The 17,923-nt window shown below is 42.3% G+C and carries 16 protein-coding genes; 5 read left to right on the top strand and 11 right to left on the bottom strand.

Going from position 1 to position 17,923, the window contains the following annotated elements:
* Positions 1–75 precede the first annotated feature (75 nt).
* The 3 genes from ACTUJY_RS18085 to ACTUJY_RS18075 form a co-directional block, all read right to left on the bottom strand.
* Positions 76–588: a BsuPI-related putative proteinase inhibitor gene (locus tag ACTUJY_RS18085; protein ID WP_463617535.1), complete on the bottom strand. Its 513-nt coding sequence runs from the start codon at positions 586–588 to the stop codon at positions 76–78.
* 307 nt (positions 589–895) lie between these two features.
* A complete protein-coding gene (locus tag ACTUJY_RS18080; RefSeq protein ID WP_463617534.1) occupies positions 896–2,671 on the bottom strand; it encodes an amidohydrolase family protein in 1,776 nt (591 codons plus the stop codon).
* Positions 2,672–2,925: 254 nt separating this feature from the next.
* On the bottom strand, positions 2,926–3,255 hold the full coding sequence (locus ACTUJY_RS18075) for a DUF6249 domain-containing protein (RefSeq protein WP_463617533.1): 330 nt from the start codon (positions 3,253–3,255) through the stop codon (positions 2,926–2,928).
* 291 nt (positions 3,256–3,546) lie between these two features.
* Between ACTUJY_RS18075 and ACTUJY_RS18070 the strand changes: the two genes are divergently transcribed.
* Positions 3,547–4,110 (top strand): RNA polymerase sigma factor, encoded by a 564-nt coding sequence (locus tag ACTUJY_RS18070; RefSeq protein ID WP_463617532.1) that lies wholly within the window; start codon positions 3,547–3,549, stop codon positions 4,108–4,110.
* The gene (locus ACTUJY_RS18065; protein WP_463617531.1) at positions 4,107–4,514 is read left to right on the top strand and encodes a hypothetical protein; all 408 of its coding nucleotides are present in this window, start codon (positions 4,107–4,109) and stop codon (positions 4,512–4,514) included. The genes ACTUJY_RS18070 and ACTUJY_RS18065 overlap by 4 nt, the downstream gene beginning before the upstream one ends.
* Positions 4,515–4,610: 96 nt before the next feature.
* On the opposite strand, the gene ACTUJY_RS18060 is transcribed toward ACTUJY_RS18065, so the two are convergent.
* From ACTUJY_RS18060 to ACTUJY_RS18050, 3 genes are all read right to left on the bottom strand, one after another.
* On the bottom strand, positions 4,611–6,029 hold the full coding sequence (locus ACTUJY_RS18060) for an amidohydrolase family protein (protein ID WP_463617530.1): 1,419 nt from the start codon (positions 6,027–6,029) through the stop codon (positions 4,611–4,613).
* Positions 6,026–6,979 carry a polysaccharide deacetylase family protein gene (locus ACTUJY_RS18055; RefSeq protein ID WP_463617529.1) on the bottom strand — a complete coding sequence of 318 codons (954 nt, stop codon included), beginning with the start codon at positions 6,977–6,979 and terminating at the stop codon, positions 6,026–6,028. The genes ACTUJY_RS18060 and ACTUJY_RS18055 overlap by 4 nt, the downstream gene beginning before the upstream one ends.
* Positions 6,980–7,104: 125 nt before the next feature.
* Positions 7,105–7,851 (bottom strand): TrmB family transcriptional regulator, encoded by a 747-nt coding sequence (locus tag ACTUJY_RS18050; protein ID WP_463617528.1) that lies wholly within the window; start codon positions 7,849–7,851, stop codon positions 7,105–7,107.
* A 180-nt stretch (positions 7,852–8,031) separates the two neighbouring features.
* On the opposite strand from ACTUJY_RS18050, the gene glmS reads away from it, so the two are divergent.
* On the top strand, positions 8,032–9,816 hold the full coding sequence (glmS, locus tag ACTUJY_RS18045; protein ID WP_463617527.1) for a glutamine--fructose-6-phosphate transaminase (isomerizing): 1,785 nt from the start codon (positions 8,032–8,034) through the stop codon (positions 9,814–9,816).
* A gap of 185 nt (positions 9,817–10,001) precedes the next feature.
* Here glmS and ACTUJY_RS18040 read toward each other — a convergent pair whose 3' ends face one another.
* On the bottom strand, positions 10,002–10,553 hold the full coding sequence (locus ACTUJY_RS18040) for a GNAT family N-acetyltransferase (RefSeq protein ID WP_463617579.1): 552 nt from the start codon (positions 10,551–10,553) through the stop codon (positions 10,002–10,004).
* 166 nt (positions 10,554–10,719) lie between these two features.
* On the opposite strand from ACTUJY_RS18040, the gene ACTUJY_RS18035 reads away from it, so the two are divergent.
* Together ACTUJY_RS18035 and ACTUJY_RS18030 are read left to right on the top strand one after the other, a co-directional pair.
* On the top strand, positions 10,720–11,256 hold the full coding sequence (locus ACTUJY_RS18035; protein WP_463617526.1) for a cytochrome b: 537 nt from the start codon (positions 10,720–10,722) through the stop codon (positions 11,254–11,256).
* An 81-nt stretch (positions 11,257–11,337) separates the two neighbouring features.
* Positions 11,338–11,895, top strand: coding sequence for a YceI family protein (locus ACTUJY_RS18030; RefSeq protein ID WP_463617525.1), 558 nt, complete (start codon positions 11,338–11,340; stop codon positions 11,893–11,895).
* A 32-nt stretch (positions 11,896–11,927) separates the two neighbouring features.
* On the opposite strand, the gene ACTUJY_RS18025 is transcribed toward ACTUJY_RS18030, so the two are convergent.
* The 4 genes from ACTUJY_RS18025 to trmL all read right to left on the bottom strand — a co-directional run bounded on the left by ACTUJY_RS18025 (position 11,928) and on the right by trmL (position 17,838).
* On the bottom strand, positions 11,928–12,443 hold the full coding sequence (locus ACTUJY_RS18025; protein ID WP_463617524.1) for a hypothetical protein: 516 nt from the start codon (positions 12,441–12,443) through the stop codon (positions 11,928–11,930).
* 147 nt (positions 12,444–12,590) lie between these two features.
* Entirely contained in the window at positions 12,591–14,798 is a 2,208-nt protein-coding gene (locus tag ACTUJY_RS18020; RefSeq protein WP_463617523.1) for a S9 family peptidase, read from the bottom strand.
* A gap of 84 nt (positions 14,799–14,882) precedes the next feature.
* The gene (locus tag ACTUJY_RS18015; protein WP_463617522.1) at positions 14,883–17,222 is read right to left on the bottom strand and encodes an aminotransferase class V-fold PLP-dependent enzyme; all 2,340 of its coding nucleotides are present in this window, start codon (positions 17,220–17,222) and stop codon (positions 14,883–14,885) included.
* Positions 17,223–17,373: 151 nt separating this feature from the next.
* Positions 17,374–17,838 (bottom strand): tRNA (uridine(34)/cytosine(34)/5-carboxymethylaminomethyluridine(34)-2'-O)-methyltransferase TrmL, encoded by a 465-nt coding sequence (gene trmL / locus ACTUJY_RS18010; protein WP_463617521.1) that lies wholly within the window; start codon positions 17,836–17,838, stop codon positions 17,374–17,376.
* Positions 17,839–17,923 lie beyond the last annotated feature (85 nt).

The following is a 17,923-nucleotide window of genomic DNA, read 5'->3' as shown; positions in this document are numbered from 1 at the left end:
TATACTTTCGAGCTTTGGTACAGATAATCTGTGCCAAAGCTCGAATATTGAAGTTGAGAAGAGGTTTTTCACTCGCTATGGCTGTATGGTAAAGTCCATTCCGTCAACGAATTGGTTGTCTGGATTACTGCGAATAAATTCAGCCTCAACATCCGCAAGTGACGCAGAGCCTATCAGTCGATAACTTCCAGAGCCTAAAGCATCTGCGCGAAAATTAAGGTCGAATGCTTTGGTCTCACCAGCCGCAAACTTTTCATCTCCGAGTACTTGAATATACACAAACATTGAATCAATATTTAACTTTACATTATTGTTTTCGGTGACTAGCGATGAAATACGTTGGCCGCTACTAAATGTTAATGTTTGTTCTGTATCGGATATATTTGTAAGTCGATATTGAAGGTGAATATCATCGTTTACATTAAAAATATGGGTTGGTTGCTGAAAACTATCTTGCAGCACTATCTCAGCTCGAAAAGTATTGTTATCAAAATCATGGGTATGGCTCACGGTCATTGAATCCTCAGAGTCGATAGGCTCGCAGCCCAATAGTATCAAAGACAAGATTACCACAACAGGCTTGAACATTTTGCTCTCCTTTAGGCATTTATTGTTCGAATAATACTACTTCTACATTAGGCGCCGATCTGTAGTCTATTTGTTGGATTATGTGAAAATCTGTAAAAGTCGAAGCGATTGATGGAACGATACGGATTCAACACGATAAGTTTTATTGGCTTTTTAGGGCTCTGGACTCCTTACCCAAACTTTAGGTGCATTTAATGTTGAACCCTATTTTGACAATCGTCTCATCTAACACTTCTCAGTTTAATGCATAAAGTATCTTTGATAATTTTTTTACATCGAGACATTTAAGCGAATAAAGCTTCACAGTTTAAAGGTCTTTGACTCGTGGTGCCAACTCAGATTTACCATTTTTCCAAATCACTCTCAGTCCAATTACCTTTTGCCCATCTCGAACAAATTCAAATTTAGTATCATCTTCTTTCATAAAAAATAAAGAGTCTGATTCAGGATAAAAGTCAATTATCGGCATACCCTTCGCTTCGGCCTTGATACCATTTTCACTAGGGATAACGGTTATCATGAGTTTGGAAGAGGGGACTTCGTAACGTCCAGCGTATTGGTTGAGAATATTTTCATTGACTTTAATTGAGTGTTTTATTTGCTTTTCATCTATTACTGAGTTTTTAATATTTGTCAGTGCTGCGTCAAGTTGTGAGCGCTGAATCGCTTTTCCGTTAAAGATAACCGTATCAATGGATAATGAGTTTCGAATGTCTTTTAACGGATTACGATTTAGTAAAATGAGATCAGCGTATTTGCCTTTGGTGACTCCGCCAAAATCGGATAGGTTTAAAAATTCTGCAGCAAGAGTGGTTGCAGAACGAAGAATTTCCATATTCGACATTCCTGCCTTGGATAAGTGCACGAGTTCATCGTGAAAGCTAAAGCCAGGAAAGGACATGGTGTCGTTGCTGTCTGTGCCGACGAGAATTTTCACACCCGCTTTGTGAGCTAATCCGGTTAAGGTTAAACCATGTTGATAAAACGATTGATAAATCGTCGCTTCGGATTCAGTGGCATTGGCCGTGTTGGCTAAATCGTTGTACCAAAAGCCCTTGAGTTGCGATGGAATATAATCCAGGCGACTGTCATTACGATAGGTAGCCAATGTAGCCAATGCGTCCATTTCTCGTGTTTCATGGGTTGGTACATACCAGACTTGGTATTTCGCAAGTTGCTTGAGTAGAGCATTACAATGCTGAGGTTGAAACGTTTCCATCACTTGATTTAATAACTCAGTCTCTGTTGGAAGTTCGTCGTCAGAATCTGTCAGCAGTTTGTTCATATTATGCCGGTAAGTGACGCCATAACGACTGCAGTCGTAAGCAAGTGCTTTCGCATGCTCAATCGCTTTGTGGCCGTTGCTGACTGCCGTTAAAACATCGGTTGAAAGGGGAATATGTCCTGCAACTTGCATATTATGCTTCTTTGCTTCTTGAAGTATCGCAAGGTAAGTCTCTTTATCGAGGTGGTTGTAAACTTTAATAAAATCAATGTTTCGTTTTGACAGATATTCAACCAGTTTTATGGCTTGTGAGGGATTGGCAGGTGTTGCAAAATCAGCAGCGCCTTCCGGAACGTGAGGTGGTGTCCGCGATATTGGTCCCCGAACGATAGCACTGGATAGTGATAAGATCCTTGGGCCGAAGACACCTCCCGATTCAATTTCTTTTTGTAATTTTCGATAGTCATCTGCGCAGGCAAACACTTCGCCTTTGGGTTCCCAGCAATCGCCGGTCATTTCACGAACGCCAGTAATTCCATTAGCGAGCATTAATGTAAGCGACGATTTCGAAAAATGAGGATGCGCTAAATGCACGTGCATGTCTAGGAAACCAGGTATAAGAAACTTTCCTTTCCCATCAATATGTGTGTTGGCATTGAAGGGAACTTCGCGGTTGGATGGAACGATGAATTTAATACGATCACCTTCGATGAAAACCGAATGGTTGGTTTTGATACTTCGGCTTTCAGGATCGATTATCGTAACGTTGTTTATCTGTAATGAACCGGGTAACGACTGTGCGGTTACATAGACGGGCATCAATGCAAGCACAAACACGATGAGAACGGTTTGATTCATGTAAAGCTCCTTTAATCGGCATTTCATTTAATAATATTAATTGTTGATTGATTTAGATGCGTTCGGAAACTTATCGGTTGCAATTTTTTGCAAACCATAGTGAAGAGGTAGGATTTAAACGCTAGAAAGTGAGCAACTTTTAGTTGGCTGAACTAAGTAAGGGGAGAGATAGCTTACTACCGCTCTACAGAGCGTTCAGCATTTTTGCCAAAACGCTCCAATAAAAGAGGGTGAATTCAAAAGGCAAGTGCAGATTAATGAGATCGTGCTAATTTATAAAACGATAACAATCCGATGCCTGCAGCAATAATTAATACCCCATAAGTGGACGGCGACTCCGGACCAAGCCCAAGAATATCGACAATGACAAATGCGGTACCTAACGTTACCGAGACAATACCCCATTTTAAGGTGCTTTCGCGTCGGACAGCTTTATCGGCATCCAGCATGCTTTTAACCACGTCATCGCTGGCATTGGTCTCTGCTAATCGTCGGCGCAAACGACTGTCGGTAACGATTTTAATAATACCCAGCAAGCATACAAAGCCTACTATGGGTATTAACAAGGATATAATTTCTTCCATAAGCTTTTCCATTGGTTGAGGCAATTATCATAACAGATACCAAAATAGGAGTATTGGTTGCAATTTTTGTAAAATCGTTTAACTTTTTTGCAACCGGTTGGCAAAGTAACGCATCAAACTATAACAATCACTCAAAATAAAGGTAAGGAACCTTTTTTGATGTATGACTGCATGTGACAATGAGTTAAACGTAAATCGACAGTTCTGCACTGTGGGTCGAATACCGATAGACCCAGTACCTGTATCTAAGGAAACATTACACCATGCTTAATTCTTGGAGAAAGAACTGTTTTGTCTTCGTCACTTGATCAAGAGTTGGTAGCCAATGTACTTGCTGATCACCCCGGAGCATTTAAAAAACTGGTTCAAGCACATCAGTCGCTTATTTGGCATCTTATTTATCGCATGGTACAACACCCGGAAGATACTCGTGAACTCTGTCAGGAGGTGTTTTTAAAAGTGCACCAGCAATTGCATCAGTTTCAATTTAAAAGCGCTTTATCCACTTGGATAGGTCGTATTGCCTACAACATTGCGGTGCGTTACCTACAAAAACAGCAACTGCCGTTATTTCCAGAAGTGAATTCTGAAGTATTCGAAAACATTCCAGATTCTGATAAAGCGCTGGAGCTAACAATCAGTGATGAACAGTTGAATCGTCGAGTCGAAGAGCTGCTGAAAGAACTCTCTCCGCTCGAACGCACCTTGTTAACGCTCTATCATTTCAATGAACTGTCGATTACAGAAATGACTGAAATTATCGACTTACCCGAAGGGACTATCAAAAGCCACTTATTTCGTGCTCGGCTGCAATTACGTAAAAAGTTATATGCACGATTTGGAGATTCGTTTTGAACAAGCAGACGATTGAACGTGAAACCCAATTCCAGCAGGACGCCGAAAAGCTTAATGTTGCAAAGTCGAAGGTTACCGGTTCCGCGCGAGATTACCAGAGAATTTATGCCGCGATTCAGGATTCACCGGTGCCAACCATTCCTGGTAACTTTGCGGAGCAAGTTGTGATGCTGGCCCGTAAACGAAAAGAAAGTGCTGGCCTGGAAAAAGTAATATTCTGGGCTGCTACTGTGTTAGGTTTTGCTGTGCTGGTCGTGTATCTTGCGAATTCCTTGGAGCTTGTCGCGTCAAAACTGCACGGGTTATCCATTCCCTTTATTGGTGTGAGTTTGCTTGTGGCTATCGTTGTTTTTCTTACGGATTATCTTGATCAGAAAGAGGTATTTATTCTTAAAAGCGAATAGGAATTAGTGAACTCACCGATTGCTTTAGGTTAATTGTAGCGATTGAGTCTGCTAAATCACTATAAAATTAAGCGTATAACTCATCCCGATTGCGAGCTAAATACCTACTTTGCCTTTTAAGCTCTCAACCATTAACTGAGAGTCGTAGCCTAAACCTGCTTTAAACACCGTATCAACCATTTGAATAACACGACTGTCTTTTGTTAAATCACCGTCTAAAACAACAAAGTCTGCTCGATTGCCCGTTTTTATCGTACCTATATCATTTCGACGAAGAATTTTGGCTCCGTTACCCGTTAAAATTTGAACCGCTTCTTCGGTTGTAAAACCTGCTTCCAAAAAGAGTTCAAAATTTCTTTGATCACCAAAACCAGGCAGTACAAATCGACCTGCGTCTACTCCGCTTCCCAGCAGTCCGCCCATTTTGAAAAACTGATATTCAAAGGCCATAATGCGTTTAAGTCTTTCTTCTCGTTTGATGTCCTTCAGATTTCGTTTTTTTTCTAACTGATTAAAATAACGCGCTTTCGTTGAGTCGGACATCAGTTCTATGCTGCGTTTATCTGTTGTTGAACGGTGAGAAATGCTGGACTCAAATATGGATAATGTAGAAGTAAGGAAGACTTGTTTGTCGATCATTAATTGGTGCAGATTTTTAACGCGTTCACTCACAATATCCAATTGATCCATATACTCACGTCCGCCGTTGCATTTGCCGTATTCTTTATTGGTCCTAAAGTCACTTGCGCTATTGAGTCCATGTTGAATACCGTCGATACCCATGTTTACAGCTTCTTCAAAGGTCACAGAGCAAAGGTGTCCGGTTACCAAAGCCCCTTCAGTATGTGCGATGTCAATAATGTGTTTTAGCTGATTGGGTTCAATATGTCGATACACTTTAAACCACCTTGAGCCAGCTTGTGTCCAGTTCCTTACGATGTCTTTAATGTCACTTTTTTCTGTAGTCCTGATCATATGAGGATTTCCGTTAGGACCATCAAAGTAGGGACCACTGGTTACAATTTCAGGGCCTAAATCACTCAACTGGTCAATGCTACGCTTTAAAGCCAGCTCTTCTTCCGGATACGCCGAACCGCACGTTTGAATGGTAGTTAAGCCTGCCGCTAGATAAAGTTTGGCGATGGTGTCGCCATCGAATGGCTGACCCGGTATATGCATGTGATTATGGACACCAACTAGGCCAGGAATAAGCGTTTTGTTTTTCAAATTAACCACCGAAAAATCACTCGGTACGCGAATTTTGTTACTTTTACCAATCGCAGAAAATCGGCCATTTTCGATCAAAACGGTTTGGTTCGTTTGAGCCTTTGTGCCAGAGCCATCAATCAATGTTGCGTGGGTAAAAGCCAGCTTTTTCTGTTTATATGCGATAAACTTCTCAGGTTCCGGTTGAATGTTTTTTGCTACACTCGACTTATCAAGTGCAATCGCATTCAAACAAAGTGCAGATAACATGAGTGTAAATACAAATTTTTGAAGCGTATATAAAATCATGGAGCACTCACGACTTTTTCGTTATTAAGCACCATTTTCTGGAATAGATTATCCAAGTATTTTTCATCCAGACTTTTGTGCCACAAGCCTTTACGCTGGCCTTTATCTTTTGCTATTTCACCAATACGGCCAGGGTTGAATTTGAATAGGTTTTCTGTTTGATATTGTGCAATATCGTCAGTATAAGCTTCATCTGGAGTAATAATTATCCAACCTTTGTTTCTAAGATGATCGACTAAATCACCAATAAAAAGTGCAGAAATATCCATTTCGTGCAAAAGGAGTACGTGTTTTGGTGACCGTCCGATATGTTTAATGGCCATTTGATCGTAGTACTCGATGCTTTCCATTAAGACCTGAACGTAAAAGCGACTAAAGTCTTTAAAATTTATACCTGTTTTATTTTTAATGGCTTTTTGAAACAGATTTTCCATGTACCAGTCGTAGTTGTTTAATGTGACGTAAGCGTTAATATAATCTTTTGTTTTTAATAAATGTCTAATGCTATCGCGTTTTTCCAAAGTGTCGCCTTCTCTTAAAAAGGGAAAACGAAATAGCTTTTGAAAGTTCTTAAATTGTTTAAGTGCATTATCGGCAAGAATAATATTATTGGAGTAGTTTTTTAGGGAAAGTTTATTGATATCGGGGTGACTATGGGTATGGTTGGCAATAACATGCCCAGCGTCGTTGTAGAGTTTAAGCCGAGCTATTCCTTCTTCATCCAATTTATTGCTGACGGAGAAAAACGCAACTTGCGGAACGTTGTGTTCTTTAAGCTCTTTAATTAATCGATTCGCTCGGGTTTTTCCATCAAAGTAGCCGTTTGCTGAACGTGGAGAGTCATCGAATGTAATAGCTAACTCTTTTGCAAAGGTAAAATGAGAGGCAACGCTAAAAAAAGTAAGGAGTGTATATTGAACAGCAATGCATTTTACATTTAAAAATGACATATTGATTTTATTATGGATTGTTTTAGTGCGCTATCCTAACGTTTCAAGAGACATTTCGCAATGTAGGAAACGTGTGACCGAATGTTGTATGAAATGAGTGCAGTTAATTGACGGTAAACATTCACTCATAACAGCCTCCATAGGGTTTCAAACGACACATTCATGGCTTCGCTGATGGCTCTGGAATCAATAACGACTGCCGTTGGATAATTTCCTTCTTGCAAAGAAATCATCGCGCATTTTGGTGGATAAATGGCGACATAACTGGCTTGTGCACCACTGTTGTTGTCGCCTATCCATTTCCGTTCCGATAAAGGAGCTTGCTCGCCTCCGGGACCGATCGCGATGGCTTTGACTCGTATGTTGCGTTTTACACGTTGCATGGTGTAGTTAGGGAAGGGGCGATAAAGGTACTGACGTATCGCTTTTGAAGAATATACGTTGTAACTGCGATTAGGACTTTTTTCCGCAGTTTTTAATATGTCTTTTAAGACGCTTTCGATGCCATCATCGCCTTCGTAATAGGTAACTTTGGGCGAGTTGGAGTCTGGCTTAAGCCGATTTAAACTGGGAATAATATCGTTGGCCAGTTGCAGCGAAGCATGACGTAACGACTCCTGCTTTTCTGATGCCAAAGTCATTAACTTTTCCGGTTCCTCCGCGCAAAAGTGACGCCTTTTTCCTTTAGGTAAATAGGTCACAATACCGCGTTTGTTCATGCGCTTTAACAGCTCATGAGTAGTGCCTCGGTTAATCTGAGCTTTGTCGGCTATTTCTCGGATCGAAGCGGAGCCCAGCGACAATAGCGCGCAATAAATATCCACTTCTTTTTCATCAAAATCCAGCTGAGCCAAAACCTGCTTGATATTCATACATTTTTCTCGTGCATTAAATTGTCAATTTATTGCTGACAAATGATCTGTTAGCAAGCCTATCAGTTCGGTAGGATTCTGCAAGCTTCCTAATTACCTGTATTTAATCAGATACTTTTAATTGGAGGAAATTTCGTGGTTTAGATAAATATCAATAAATTGTCAGTGGAGAAGTGACAAATGTGTGGTGTATTTGGCTATTTGGGCAGTAATCGGTCATTGGGTGATGTCGTTGTTGGGTTACAGCGTATGGAATATCGCGGGTACGACTCCTGGGGTGTTGCGTTTCCGGTGGAGCAACGGCTGGAAACGTTTAAGTCTTTGGATTCGTTGCAAACCGCTGATGCGGATCAATTTCAGTTTGATGTGTCCTATGCACTCGGCCATACCCGTTGGGCGACCCATGGTCGTGTGAATTTAACCAATTGTCATCCGCATATATCGACATGCGGCCGTTTTGCATTGGTCCATAACGGTGTAGTGGAAAATTTCCAATCGTTGAAATATGAATTACTCAGCGAAGGCGTGAACTTCTACAGTGAGACCGATACGGAAGTTATTTTACGTTTGGTTGAAAAGTATCTGGCAGCATCATCAAGTCAAGAAAGAGCGAGTCATTATGCGGAAGCGTTAGCCGCAGCCTTTAACCGGTTGAGTGGACACAATACCTTGGTGTTGCTTGCAACGGATAGCGCATTATTAATCGGCATACGTAATGGTTCTCCTTTGGTTGCGGGAAGAAAAGAGGATGGTATTTTTTTAGCCTCGGACTGCAACGCTTTTGCAAACCATACGCAAGAATGTTTATTGGTCGACGAGCGTCAAATGTTGATTTGTGAGCAATCGCAAACGCAACTGTTCGACTTAAAAACAAATGCCTTGGTCGAATGCCATTGGCAACAATTGGCAACGGATCAACCTTTGGTGGATAAACAGGAATATCCCCATTTTATGTTAAAAGAAATTTGTGAGCAGTGGCGTACTGTCAATCAGGCGGCGCAAATCGATTGTTTGCAGATGGAGCAATTAGTGAAGACTGTTCGTGATGCGCAGCATTTGTATATTACCGGTGCGGGTGCTGCCTATTTTGTGGGTGAACAAGTAGGTTGGATGATAAGACATTCAACCTCTATTAAAGTCACCTGTGTGCCTGCTTATGAAGGTGAAGGTTTTTTAAGCCAAATGGAAAAAGGCGATGTATTGCTGGCAATTAGCCAAAGTGGTGAAACGGCTGATACGTTACGCCTGGTGCAGGCAGCGAAAAACAAAGGTGTTGTGATTGCCAGCGTTGTGAATATGGTGGGTGCCATGTTGAGTCGATTGTCGGACTTTGCCTTTTTCAGTCAGTGCGGTCCGGAAGTTTGTGTGTTATCAACCAAGTCGGGAACATCGCAACTGGTTTTTGGTTATTTGTTTGTGCAAGCTTTGAACGGTGATTTTCCCAATGCGCGAGGACAAATTGCCTCGATTGTGAATCCATTAAGTCGTTATTTTAGTGCAGACGGCTTAAATGACTTTATCGAAATAGCCGACGCAATTAATAGCGAACACGTTTACTTGCTCGGTCAGGGGAAATACCTGGCGGCAGCGAAAATAGGCGCATTAAATATAAAAGAAGCCAGTTATATACATGCAGAAGCATTCTGTGCTGGCGAATTAAAACACGGCGTACTGGCGTTGATTGAAAAGGATGCGCCTGTTATTTGTTTTGTCGATGAAGAAAACGAAAACTATATGGTAGCTATTGCCTCGGAAGTAAAAGCCAGAGGTGGCACGATTATCGGGATTGGACAAGCCCATAATCCCATTTTTGATTTTACGCTGGCATTACCGAAAGTCGATACTGAATTAATGAGTATCGCAGGTATTATTCCTTGTCAGTTGTTAGCCTATTATCTTTCAATTAAGCAAGGGGTGAATCCTGATCGACCACGCAATTTGGCGAAAAGTGTCACCGTCATTTAAATTTGTTGGAGAAGGTTCAATCTGTGGCAACTTGGGATTGTCTATTGAGTAGCACAAAGCGGGCTATGATGGTGTGGTTTTAAGCTAGCGAAGAAATGCTTTTTCAATACTCCATTCGAAGTTCTGCCACTTTATCGAGGTTGATAACAATAGCAAAATAATATTCAGAGCCAAAGTGGTTAGCTTCAGGTATTGGCGCCATAAACCACGCAAGGCATCTCTGCATATTCAACGTCAAATAAATAAATCATTCCATTTTTTTTGGCTACTTCAATCGAACCGACATTGTCCTGATGAATAATGGATATTACTCGTGGATGAATTTTGTGTCGTTTTGCGAAACGCTTCATGGCATTCGCCATTTCATATCCATAGCCTTTTCGCCAGTATTTGGGCAGTAGTGAGTAGGATATTTCATATTCCGTTTGGTTGTTGATTTCCTTTTTCAAAAGCCCAGCGACTCCAATAAAGTCTCCCGACGTTTTACATATGGCTGCTAGTCCGCCAAACCCCGATTGCTGATAGCGTTCCCATTGAATTTCAATCCATTTGCGCGGCATTTCGTCAATGCTCAGTTCTTTGGGAATGCCAAGATAAGGAGTGTTAGGGTTATCAATAAAAAATTCTTCCCATGACTCTATATCGGATTCTTCCAGTTTTCGATAAATGAGGCGCTCTGAGTATCTCCTAAAGTAATAAAATGCGTTTGATTTTATCGGTTTTGCGAAACTTATCAATATAATTAAAGTAGATGTAAGTATCGAAACAGGTGCGTATCTCAGTAACCTGGCGTTCAAAGTTTTATCCTATCGAATAATTCGACACATTAAATCGAAAATCTTTACTTACCTATCGAAAAAATTTAAGTAAACTGCAAGTATCAATGTCTTACCTTACTTGCTTATGTTAAAAAACACAGCTGACACCTACGGTTGGATGACCAAGCTGATCCACTGGCTAGTTGCGGTGGCGGTCATCGGTCTATTTGCCCTGGGGTTGTGGATGGTTGAGCTGGATTATTACAGCAGTTGGTATCGTGATGCACCTCACTACCACAAGAGTGTGGGCCTGTTATTGGTTGTGGTGATGGTTTTTCGATTTGTTTGGCGGCTTGTTAATCCGAGGCCTTCTGCTTTACCCAATCATCATACCTGGGAAAAAATAACGGCGCATTTGACTCATTGGCTTATGTATTTGTTATTGTTTTGCCTGTTTTTGAGTGGTTACTTGATCTCTACGGCCGATGGTCGGGCTATTGAAGTATTCAACTGGTTTGCCGTGCCAGCGCTGGGCGAGTTAATCAGTAACCAGGAAGATACAGCGGGAGTGATTCACAAATGGTTGGCGTACAGCTTGATCGGTTTAGTGGTATTGCACATAGCCGGTGCTTTGAAGCATCATTTTATCGATAAAGACAACACTTTGAAGCGCATGCTGTAATCTTGATTTTAAAACTTAAAACTTAAAACTTAAAACTTAAAACTTAAAACTTAAAACTTAAAACTTTACAGGAGATATTTCATGAGAAAGACGTTAACACTGTTGATTGCCTCATCTTTATTCAGCTTAAGTGCTGTAGCCGCAGACTATGTGATCGACAATAAAGGTGCACATGCCTCGATCAATTTTAAAGCCAAGCATCTTGGCTTTTCTTGGCTAACCGGTCGCTTCAATAAGTTTGAAGGAAAATTTTCATACGATGCAAAAAATCCTGATGCATCTAAAGTGTCTGTTACGATTGATACCCGCAGCCTTGACTCTAACCATGCCGATCGTGACAAGCATTTAAAAAGTGATGATTTTTTGGACGCCTCAAAATACCCTCAAGCGACCTTTGTCAGCACTAAAATTAAAGAGAAAGGCGATGGAAAAATTGAGGTTGTTGGTGACTTCACTTTACACGGCGTTACGAAAAGTATAACCATTGATGCAAAAAAAATTGGTGAAGGCGATGACCCTTGGGGAGGCTACCGTGCGGGCTTTTCCGGAACAACAAAAATTGCCATGTCAGACTTTAATTTTAAGAAAGATTTTGGTGATGTTTGGTTAGAATTGCATATTGAAGGCATTAAAAAGTAAGCTAACGGGCCATTGCAGGCCCGTTTCTTTTTTCAGTTTCCTTTGCGAAACTCTAATGAAAGAGTGCTTAACTTTGAGTAATCGAATTGCCAATTGGAGCCCTCTTCGAGAGACTGTGCAATATTCAGCTTAATCACAATTTTATTATTTTCAGTCAGTATTCCTACCGATGTCCCCTGGTTAAAAGCTGATTTACTGCGCGTTAAACTCAAAACGCTATTTTTTGACGTGTATTCGAGTTTGGATTTTACATCTTTATCACTACCAATAACGAGAATGTCGGGCAAATTTTCCGGTAACGTGTCTGACGTGTAAACAATGTAGGGCGGTAAGCTGGCAGAGCCTCGATATTTGTGCAGTTCTTTCGCTAACTCCGGATCCGCTATCACATGAATGAGTATGTTGCTGGCTCGTTTATGAAATCGAGCGTCAAAAGTAATAAACTTAATGAGCGCCAATGCCGTTGCTTTGGTCTCGGACATGGTTTCAGCGTTGGCGTATGAAGGCAGTAAACAGCATAGCATTAAGCCGATGAGTATTTTCTTCATGGTTTATAGTCTCCACTTATTGGAATAACAAAAGCTTAGTTTACTGACCTGTTATTTCAAGTGGGATATACAAGAAGTACGTTGCTTGAGATAGCGAGAAGTGATGCCGAAAGTGGAGCGTTGCTCAACTTTCGGCAAGCGATCGAGTTAGCGCTTGATATTAAAGTGTAAATCAAAAAAGTGCCGGATCATATTCATCCGGTGCATACTGGTCTTTTTGCCCCGAATTCCGTGTTTTTTACCAGGGTAGTCCATTACAAAAAAAGGCAGATTATTGTCTTGCAGTAACTTGTAAAGTTTGGTGCTGTTTTTGAACAGTACGTTATCATCAGCCATACCATGATAAATTAATAACGGTACTTTTAAGTTCTTGGCGTAAGGAAATACCGATGATTTTTCGTAAGCCACCACATCTTTTTCAGGGTTGCCCATGTAGCGCTCGGTGTAATGTGTGTCGTACAGCCGCCAGTCGGTTACCGGAGCGCCTGATACGCCAGCTTTAAAGTACTCTGGAGCTTTAAACAGTGACATTAAGGTCAAATAACCACCATAACTGTGTCCGTGAACACCAATTTTGTCTTTGTCTATCCAGCCCAAGGAGTGCAGAAACTTCACACCTTCAACTTGATCGTTTACCTCGATCGTTCCCATAGCTCGATAGATGGGATCTTCAAAGGCTTTGCCTCGATAATTGGAGCCTCGATTGTCTAATGTAAATACCGCATAGCCTTGCTGTGCTAGGTATTGAGGCAACATGCGAGACCAGCGATTGGTTACCAGTTGAGCATGAGGCCCTCCATAAAGATAAACAATTGCCGGATATTTCTTCTTAGAATTAAAGTTTGCCGGTTTGTATAAACGATAATAGAGTTTGGTACCGTCGTCTGTTTTGATATTTCCAAAGCTGGGCTTGATCCAGTCCGACAAATAAGGGTAGAGAGGGTGTTCTTTGTTGAGTCGGTTTTCCGCGAGCCAGGTCAGTCGTTTCCCTTGCGTATCATGCAATGATACCTGGGGCGGTGTATTGATGGTTGAGAAGTTATCGATATAGCTTTTTCCATCTTTTGCGAAGCTTATGGTATGAAAGCCACTGCGACGCGATATTTTTTCAATGTCACCACCTTGCAACGATACGGAATATAAGTGTCGTTCAACCGCCGTATCTTTACGGCCGGTAAAGAAAACTTTTTGCTCATGTTCATCGATATGCTCTATCTTATCGACCACCCAATCGCCTTGCGTTACTTGATGTTTTAATTGTCCGTCGTTCCGATACAGATAAAGGTGCTTGAAGCCATCGCGCTCCGATGCCCAGACGAAGTGTTGTCCATCTTTTAAAAAGAAAAGATCATCGTGTAGATTGATCCAGGTATCGCTGGTTTCTGTTAATAGCAGTTTTTTTTCTAAAGACGGCCAAGAAACCTGGCGTAACTCTAAACGCTTTTGGTCGCGATTCTGCCATTGGTAGGTGAGCTGATTACTGTCTTGGGTCCAATTAACACGAGCAAGATAAATGTCTTTGTTTTCGCCCAAATCGATCCACTTGAACTGACTGTTCGCGATTTCGATGATACCCAGTTCAATGAGTACGTTATTCTTTCCCGCAAATGGATAACGCTGTTTAATTAACTTGATGTTTTCAGCGTAAATTTCGCTGCGAGTGACTTCTTCGACGGGTGTTTCATCGACTTTGGTAAAAGCAATTTTACTTTCATCGGGTGACCACCAATAACCGGTCATGCGATTCATTTCTTCTTGCGCTACAAATTCGGCCATACCGAACTTTACCGGACCCGCTCCAGCTTTGGTGATTTGCTTTTCGGATTTTTTCTTGAGGTCGTAAATATACAGATTTTGTTCGCGAATATAGGAAATGAAATTACCTTTTGGGGAAAACTTTATGTCGGTTTCAAAGGCCGGTGTATTGATGATTTTCTCCGCTTTCGGGTTACCAACGCGCCAGTAATAAATATCACCCGCTAATGGAAAAAGCAGTGCTTTTCCATCGTTCGACCATTGGTAGCTGACTATGCCGGTACCACTCAGTCGCAGTCTTTCGCGCCGTGCTTTTTCTTCATCAGAAAGCTGCTCTTTACCCTGATGCAAATCATCCGAGTCAAAGAGTAACCGTGTTTCACCACTGGCAATGTGGTACTCCCAGAGATCGAGTCGTTCGTAATCTTCTTGTTTGCCTTTTAGAAAAGTTACCCGACTGCCATCGGGCGAGAGTTGCACACCTTGTAAGGATTCACCATTTAATGAAGGGGATGAGTAAATTCGTTCAGGCGTGAGTTTTTCTGCGTAAAACGTTTGTGACAGTCCAAGGAGGACGAAAGCGAAAATAATGCGTTTCATGTAATTTCCCAGGTTTGTTTTTATGGACGCTTCTTTGAGGCAGCGTCCTGTATTTTTAACGTATTACAAGCGTAAATGTTGATTTTAGCAGCAGCTCAGTGCGACACCACCGGAAATGTGCCGGGTTTTTGTAAAGCCGAGCCGTCGAAATGTCTCTGCAACGCGTGCACTTCGGGCTCCGCTACGACAGACAAACAATAACTCTTGTTGTTCGGCATTATCTTCTTGCAACAACTCACCAATAAACGCGGTCATTTTTGATAGCGGAACATTTTCCGGTTGTTGTGTTAAATTGAGTTTACTCCAGTCGTGAAACAACTGGTATTCGTGTGCTTCACGCACATCAAGTAAACGAACTTTCGGGTTATTTTGCAAATACTCGCCTAGCTCTTCGGGCATCAGGTGCAGTCCTTCTAAGCTGCAGTTGTTATTGATGACACCGCAAAGTATTTCATGTCCCACTTGATCATTAAGTTGCTTATCCAATTGCTTTTTTTGATGAGCAAAATCACTTTTTGCCATGTGACCACTTAACACTTCGTGCAACATCGCATTGTGTTCGGTTTCTGTTGCAAACGTGGTCGAAAACTGATTGTTGTAATCGTGAGCGGTGCACAACAGTGATTTGCCACCCAATACCTGGTGCAGCGTTAAAATACTGTCGTAAAGTTGTTCGCTGGAGCTGGTGCTAAAATTGGTTCTTCCTAACCCTCCAATTAAAACGGTATCGCCAACAAATGCAAACTTAATGTGTTGTTTAGAGAGTCGTCGGTTATCGGTACGGCCTAATAAATAACTGTGACTGTCGCTGGTATGGCCGGGTGTTGCAAGTTTTGCCAGCAATAGATTATCGCTTAGGGTTATTGCAGGAACTGATGTGCCGTTATCGAGGGTAACGGATAACGAGGTCTGTTTCGGCCAGCCCAACTCGTCGTATTCGTCGATGTTGTACGCAAGGTGATTGCGCAAGATTTGCTGTAACATCACCCGGCAGGACTCGTGGTCGGCGTGTGAATGAGTGTCGAGGATCGCTTTTACTTGATAGCCTTGACACTTCACGAATTTTTCCAGACGTTCTCCTAATTCTTCCACCGGGTCGATGATGATGCAGGATTTGGAACCGGCATCGGCATAAATCCAGATACAGGATGCGTCTTTCTTCAGTTGAATTAATCCATTCTGACGCGGTGAGTTCATATCAACGTCAAGACTGTTCAAGATCAAACAGGATTGCGTTAGCGCATCGGCCGCTTGCAAAATTCGCTGACAGGCTTGGTCGATTTCTGCTTGCGTGGTTGCTGGACCAAAAGACATGCGAATGGCCGACTCGGAGCGCCAGGCGGGTACGCCCATTGCGTCTAATACATAACTGCGTGTGACACCTGAACTACAAGCCGATCCGGAACTGACGCGAATTTGAGCGGCATCAAAAAGATCGAGAATTTCCTTACTGGGAAAATCTTTAATGGAAAAGTTAAGGGTTGTCGGAACGGTAGAGTCGAAAGGCATATTAAAAACTACACCTGGAAATGCCTGTTTTAATGTATCCACCAATTGAGAGCGGTATCTAAGCAAAGTGTCGCTGTCTTGAAACAATTTGCAGTTGGGCTGATGCAGTTGCTTCAGTATGGCGCCAAACGCTGCGACGCCGGGCAGGTTTTCGGTGCCCGAGCGTAGGCCATGTTCCTGTCCACCTCCAGCGATGAAGGGGGTAAGTGGCGCGCCCTTACGCACGTACAACATACCAATGCCTTTTGGTGCATAGAGCTTGTGGCCACTGAACGGAGCATAATCGATGCTGGTTTGTGCCAGGTTTAATGGGAGCTTACCAAGGGCTTGTACGCTGTCGACCATCCATAGAACATCGGGATTATTCTGTCGGATCAATTGATCCAGTTCGCCAAGGTTTTGCATAACCCCAGTTTCATTATTGACCGCCATCGTACAGATCATCGCGGCTTTATCGAGATGTTGACGGATAAAGTCGTAATCGAGCTTACCGTTTTCATCAACCGGTATGGCCAGTGGTTCGGCGCCTATTTCGAGGATTTTATTCCAATGCGCCAATGAATTGGGTACTGCTTTATGTTCTGTCGCTCCGTAAAGTAAGTATTGGAACTTATCGCGACTTTCTTGCTGGATTCTCTGCTTTACCTGACACAAAGCCGAAAATATCGCTGTTTGAATGCCTTCTGTTGCACCACTGAGAAATATGACAGCGCCTTCACCTGCCCCCAGAACTTTTTTGGCTACCTCTCGACTGGAGTCGAGAATGTAACGGGCTTTTAACCCGGTAATATGAGTACTGCTGGGGTTACCGTAGATGCTTTGCATGGCATCTTGCGCCGCTTTGGCGGCGACTTCAAGAACGGGTGTGGTCGCGTTATTGTCGAGGTAAACTTCGATTAATGGGGTCGAATTCATAAAGTTATGCTGGTCGGAGATTTAGGTTCATTGTGCCGTATTTTTACGGGTGAGTCATTATGCCAGAAACAGCTGAACAATTGGTCAGACTTTGGAGGCTTCAATATAAAATAGGATGGCTTCAATCTCGATTGAAAAGAGAAGTAGCGCGTTATTGGCAACCATCGAACTCCAACTGTCGCCAGGCTTCAAACACAAAAATAGCGACGCTGTTGGAAAGGTTGAGGCTACGGCTGTCTGCTTTCATTGGCAAACGCAGTACACAGTCTTTTGGCAGACTTTCTCGAATGTTCGGCGGCAAGCCGCGGGTTTCTGGACCAAACATCAAATAATCGCCTGCTTTAAAGGGAGCGCGATCGTAACGCTGGGTTCCTTTGGTGGACGCAGCGTATAGCGTTTGAGGTTGTTCGCTGTCGAGAAACGTTTGGTAGTCTTCGTGAATTTTTACATGGGCCCATTCATGATAGTCGAGTCCTGCGCGACGCATGCGCTTATCATCCAACTCGAATCCGAGAGGTTTGATTAAGTGCAGCTGAAAGCCCGTGTTGGCGCATAGGCGAATGATGTTACCGGTGTTCGGTGGAATTTCGGGTTGGTAAAGGACAATGTTTAGCATGGGCTTATGAGGTTTTAGGTACAAGCGCTGAGTTTTAAGAGGTTAGGGATTATACCAATAAATTCGACCTGGAATTTTAAAACTT

The organism is Pleionea sp. WD8-19 (assembly GCF_055326765.1).
Note: the sequence above shows the minus strand (reverse complement) of the source record. Positions and strands in the feature narration are given on the sequence as shown.

What these genes read in the sequence shown, in the direction of transcription:
- ACTUJY_RS18085 (WP_463617535.1), bottom strand. Translation starts at nt 588, where the DNA reads ATGTTCAAGCCTGTTGTGGTAATCTTGTCTTTGATACTATTGGGCTGC.
- ACTUJY_RS18080 (WP_463617534.1), bottom strand. Translation starts at nt 2,671, where the DNA reads ATGAATCAAACCGTTCTCATCGTGTTTGTGCTTGCATTGATGCCCGTC.
- ACTUJY_RS18075 (WP_463617533.1), bottom strand. Translation starts at nt 3,255, where the DNA reads ATGGAAGAAATTATATCCTTGTTAATACCCATAGTAGGCTTTGTATGC.
- ACTUJY_RS18060 (WP_463617530.1), bottom strand. Translation starts at nt 6,029, where the DNA reads ATGATTTTATATACGCTTCAAAAATTTGTATTTACACTCATGTTATCT.
- ACTUJY_RS18055 (WP_463617529.1), bottom strand. Translation starts at nt 6,979, where the DNA reads ATGTCATTTTTAAATGTAAAATGCATTGCTGTTCAATATACACTCCTT.
- ACTUJY_RS18050 (WP_463617528.1), bottom strand. Translation starts at nt 7,851, where the DNA reads ATGAATATCAAGCAGGTTTTGGCTCAGCTGGATTTTGATGAAAAAGAA.
- glmS (WP_463617527.1), top strand. Translation starts at nt 8,032, where the DNA reads ATGTGTGGTGTATTTGGCTATTTGGGCAGTAATCGGTCATTGGGTGAT.
- ACTUJY_RS18035 (WP_463617526.1), top strand. Translation starts at nt 10,720, where the DNA reads ATGTTAAAAAACACAGCTGACACCTACGGTTGGATGACCAAGCTGATC.
- ACTUJY_RS18030 (WP_463617525.1), top strand. Translation starts at nt 11,338, where the DNA reads ATGAGAAAGACGTTAACACTGTTGATTGCCTCATCTTTATTCAGCTTA.
- ACTUJY_RS18025 (WP_463617524.1), bottom strand. Translation starts at nt 12,443, where the DNA reads ATGAAGAAAATACTCATCGGCTTAATGCTATGCTGTTTACTGCCTTCA.
- ACTUJY_RS18020 (WP_463617523.1), bottom strand. Translation starts at nt 14,798, where the DNA reads ATGAAACGCATTATTTTCGCTTTCGTCCTCCTTGGACTGTCACAAACG.
- ACTUJY_RS18015 (WP_463617522.1), bottom strand. Translation starts at nt 17,222, where the DNA reads ATGAATTCGACCCCATTAATCGAAGTTTACCTCGACAATAACGCGACC.
- trmL (WP_463617521.1), bottom strand. Translation starts at nt 17,838, where the DNA reads ATGCTAAACATTGTCCTTTACCAACCCGAAATTCCACCGAACACCGGT.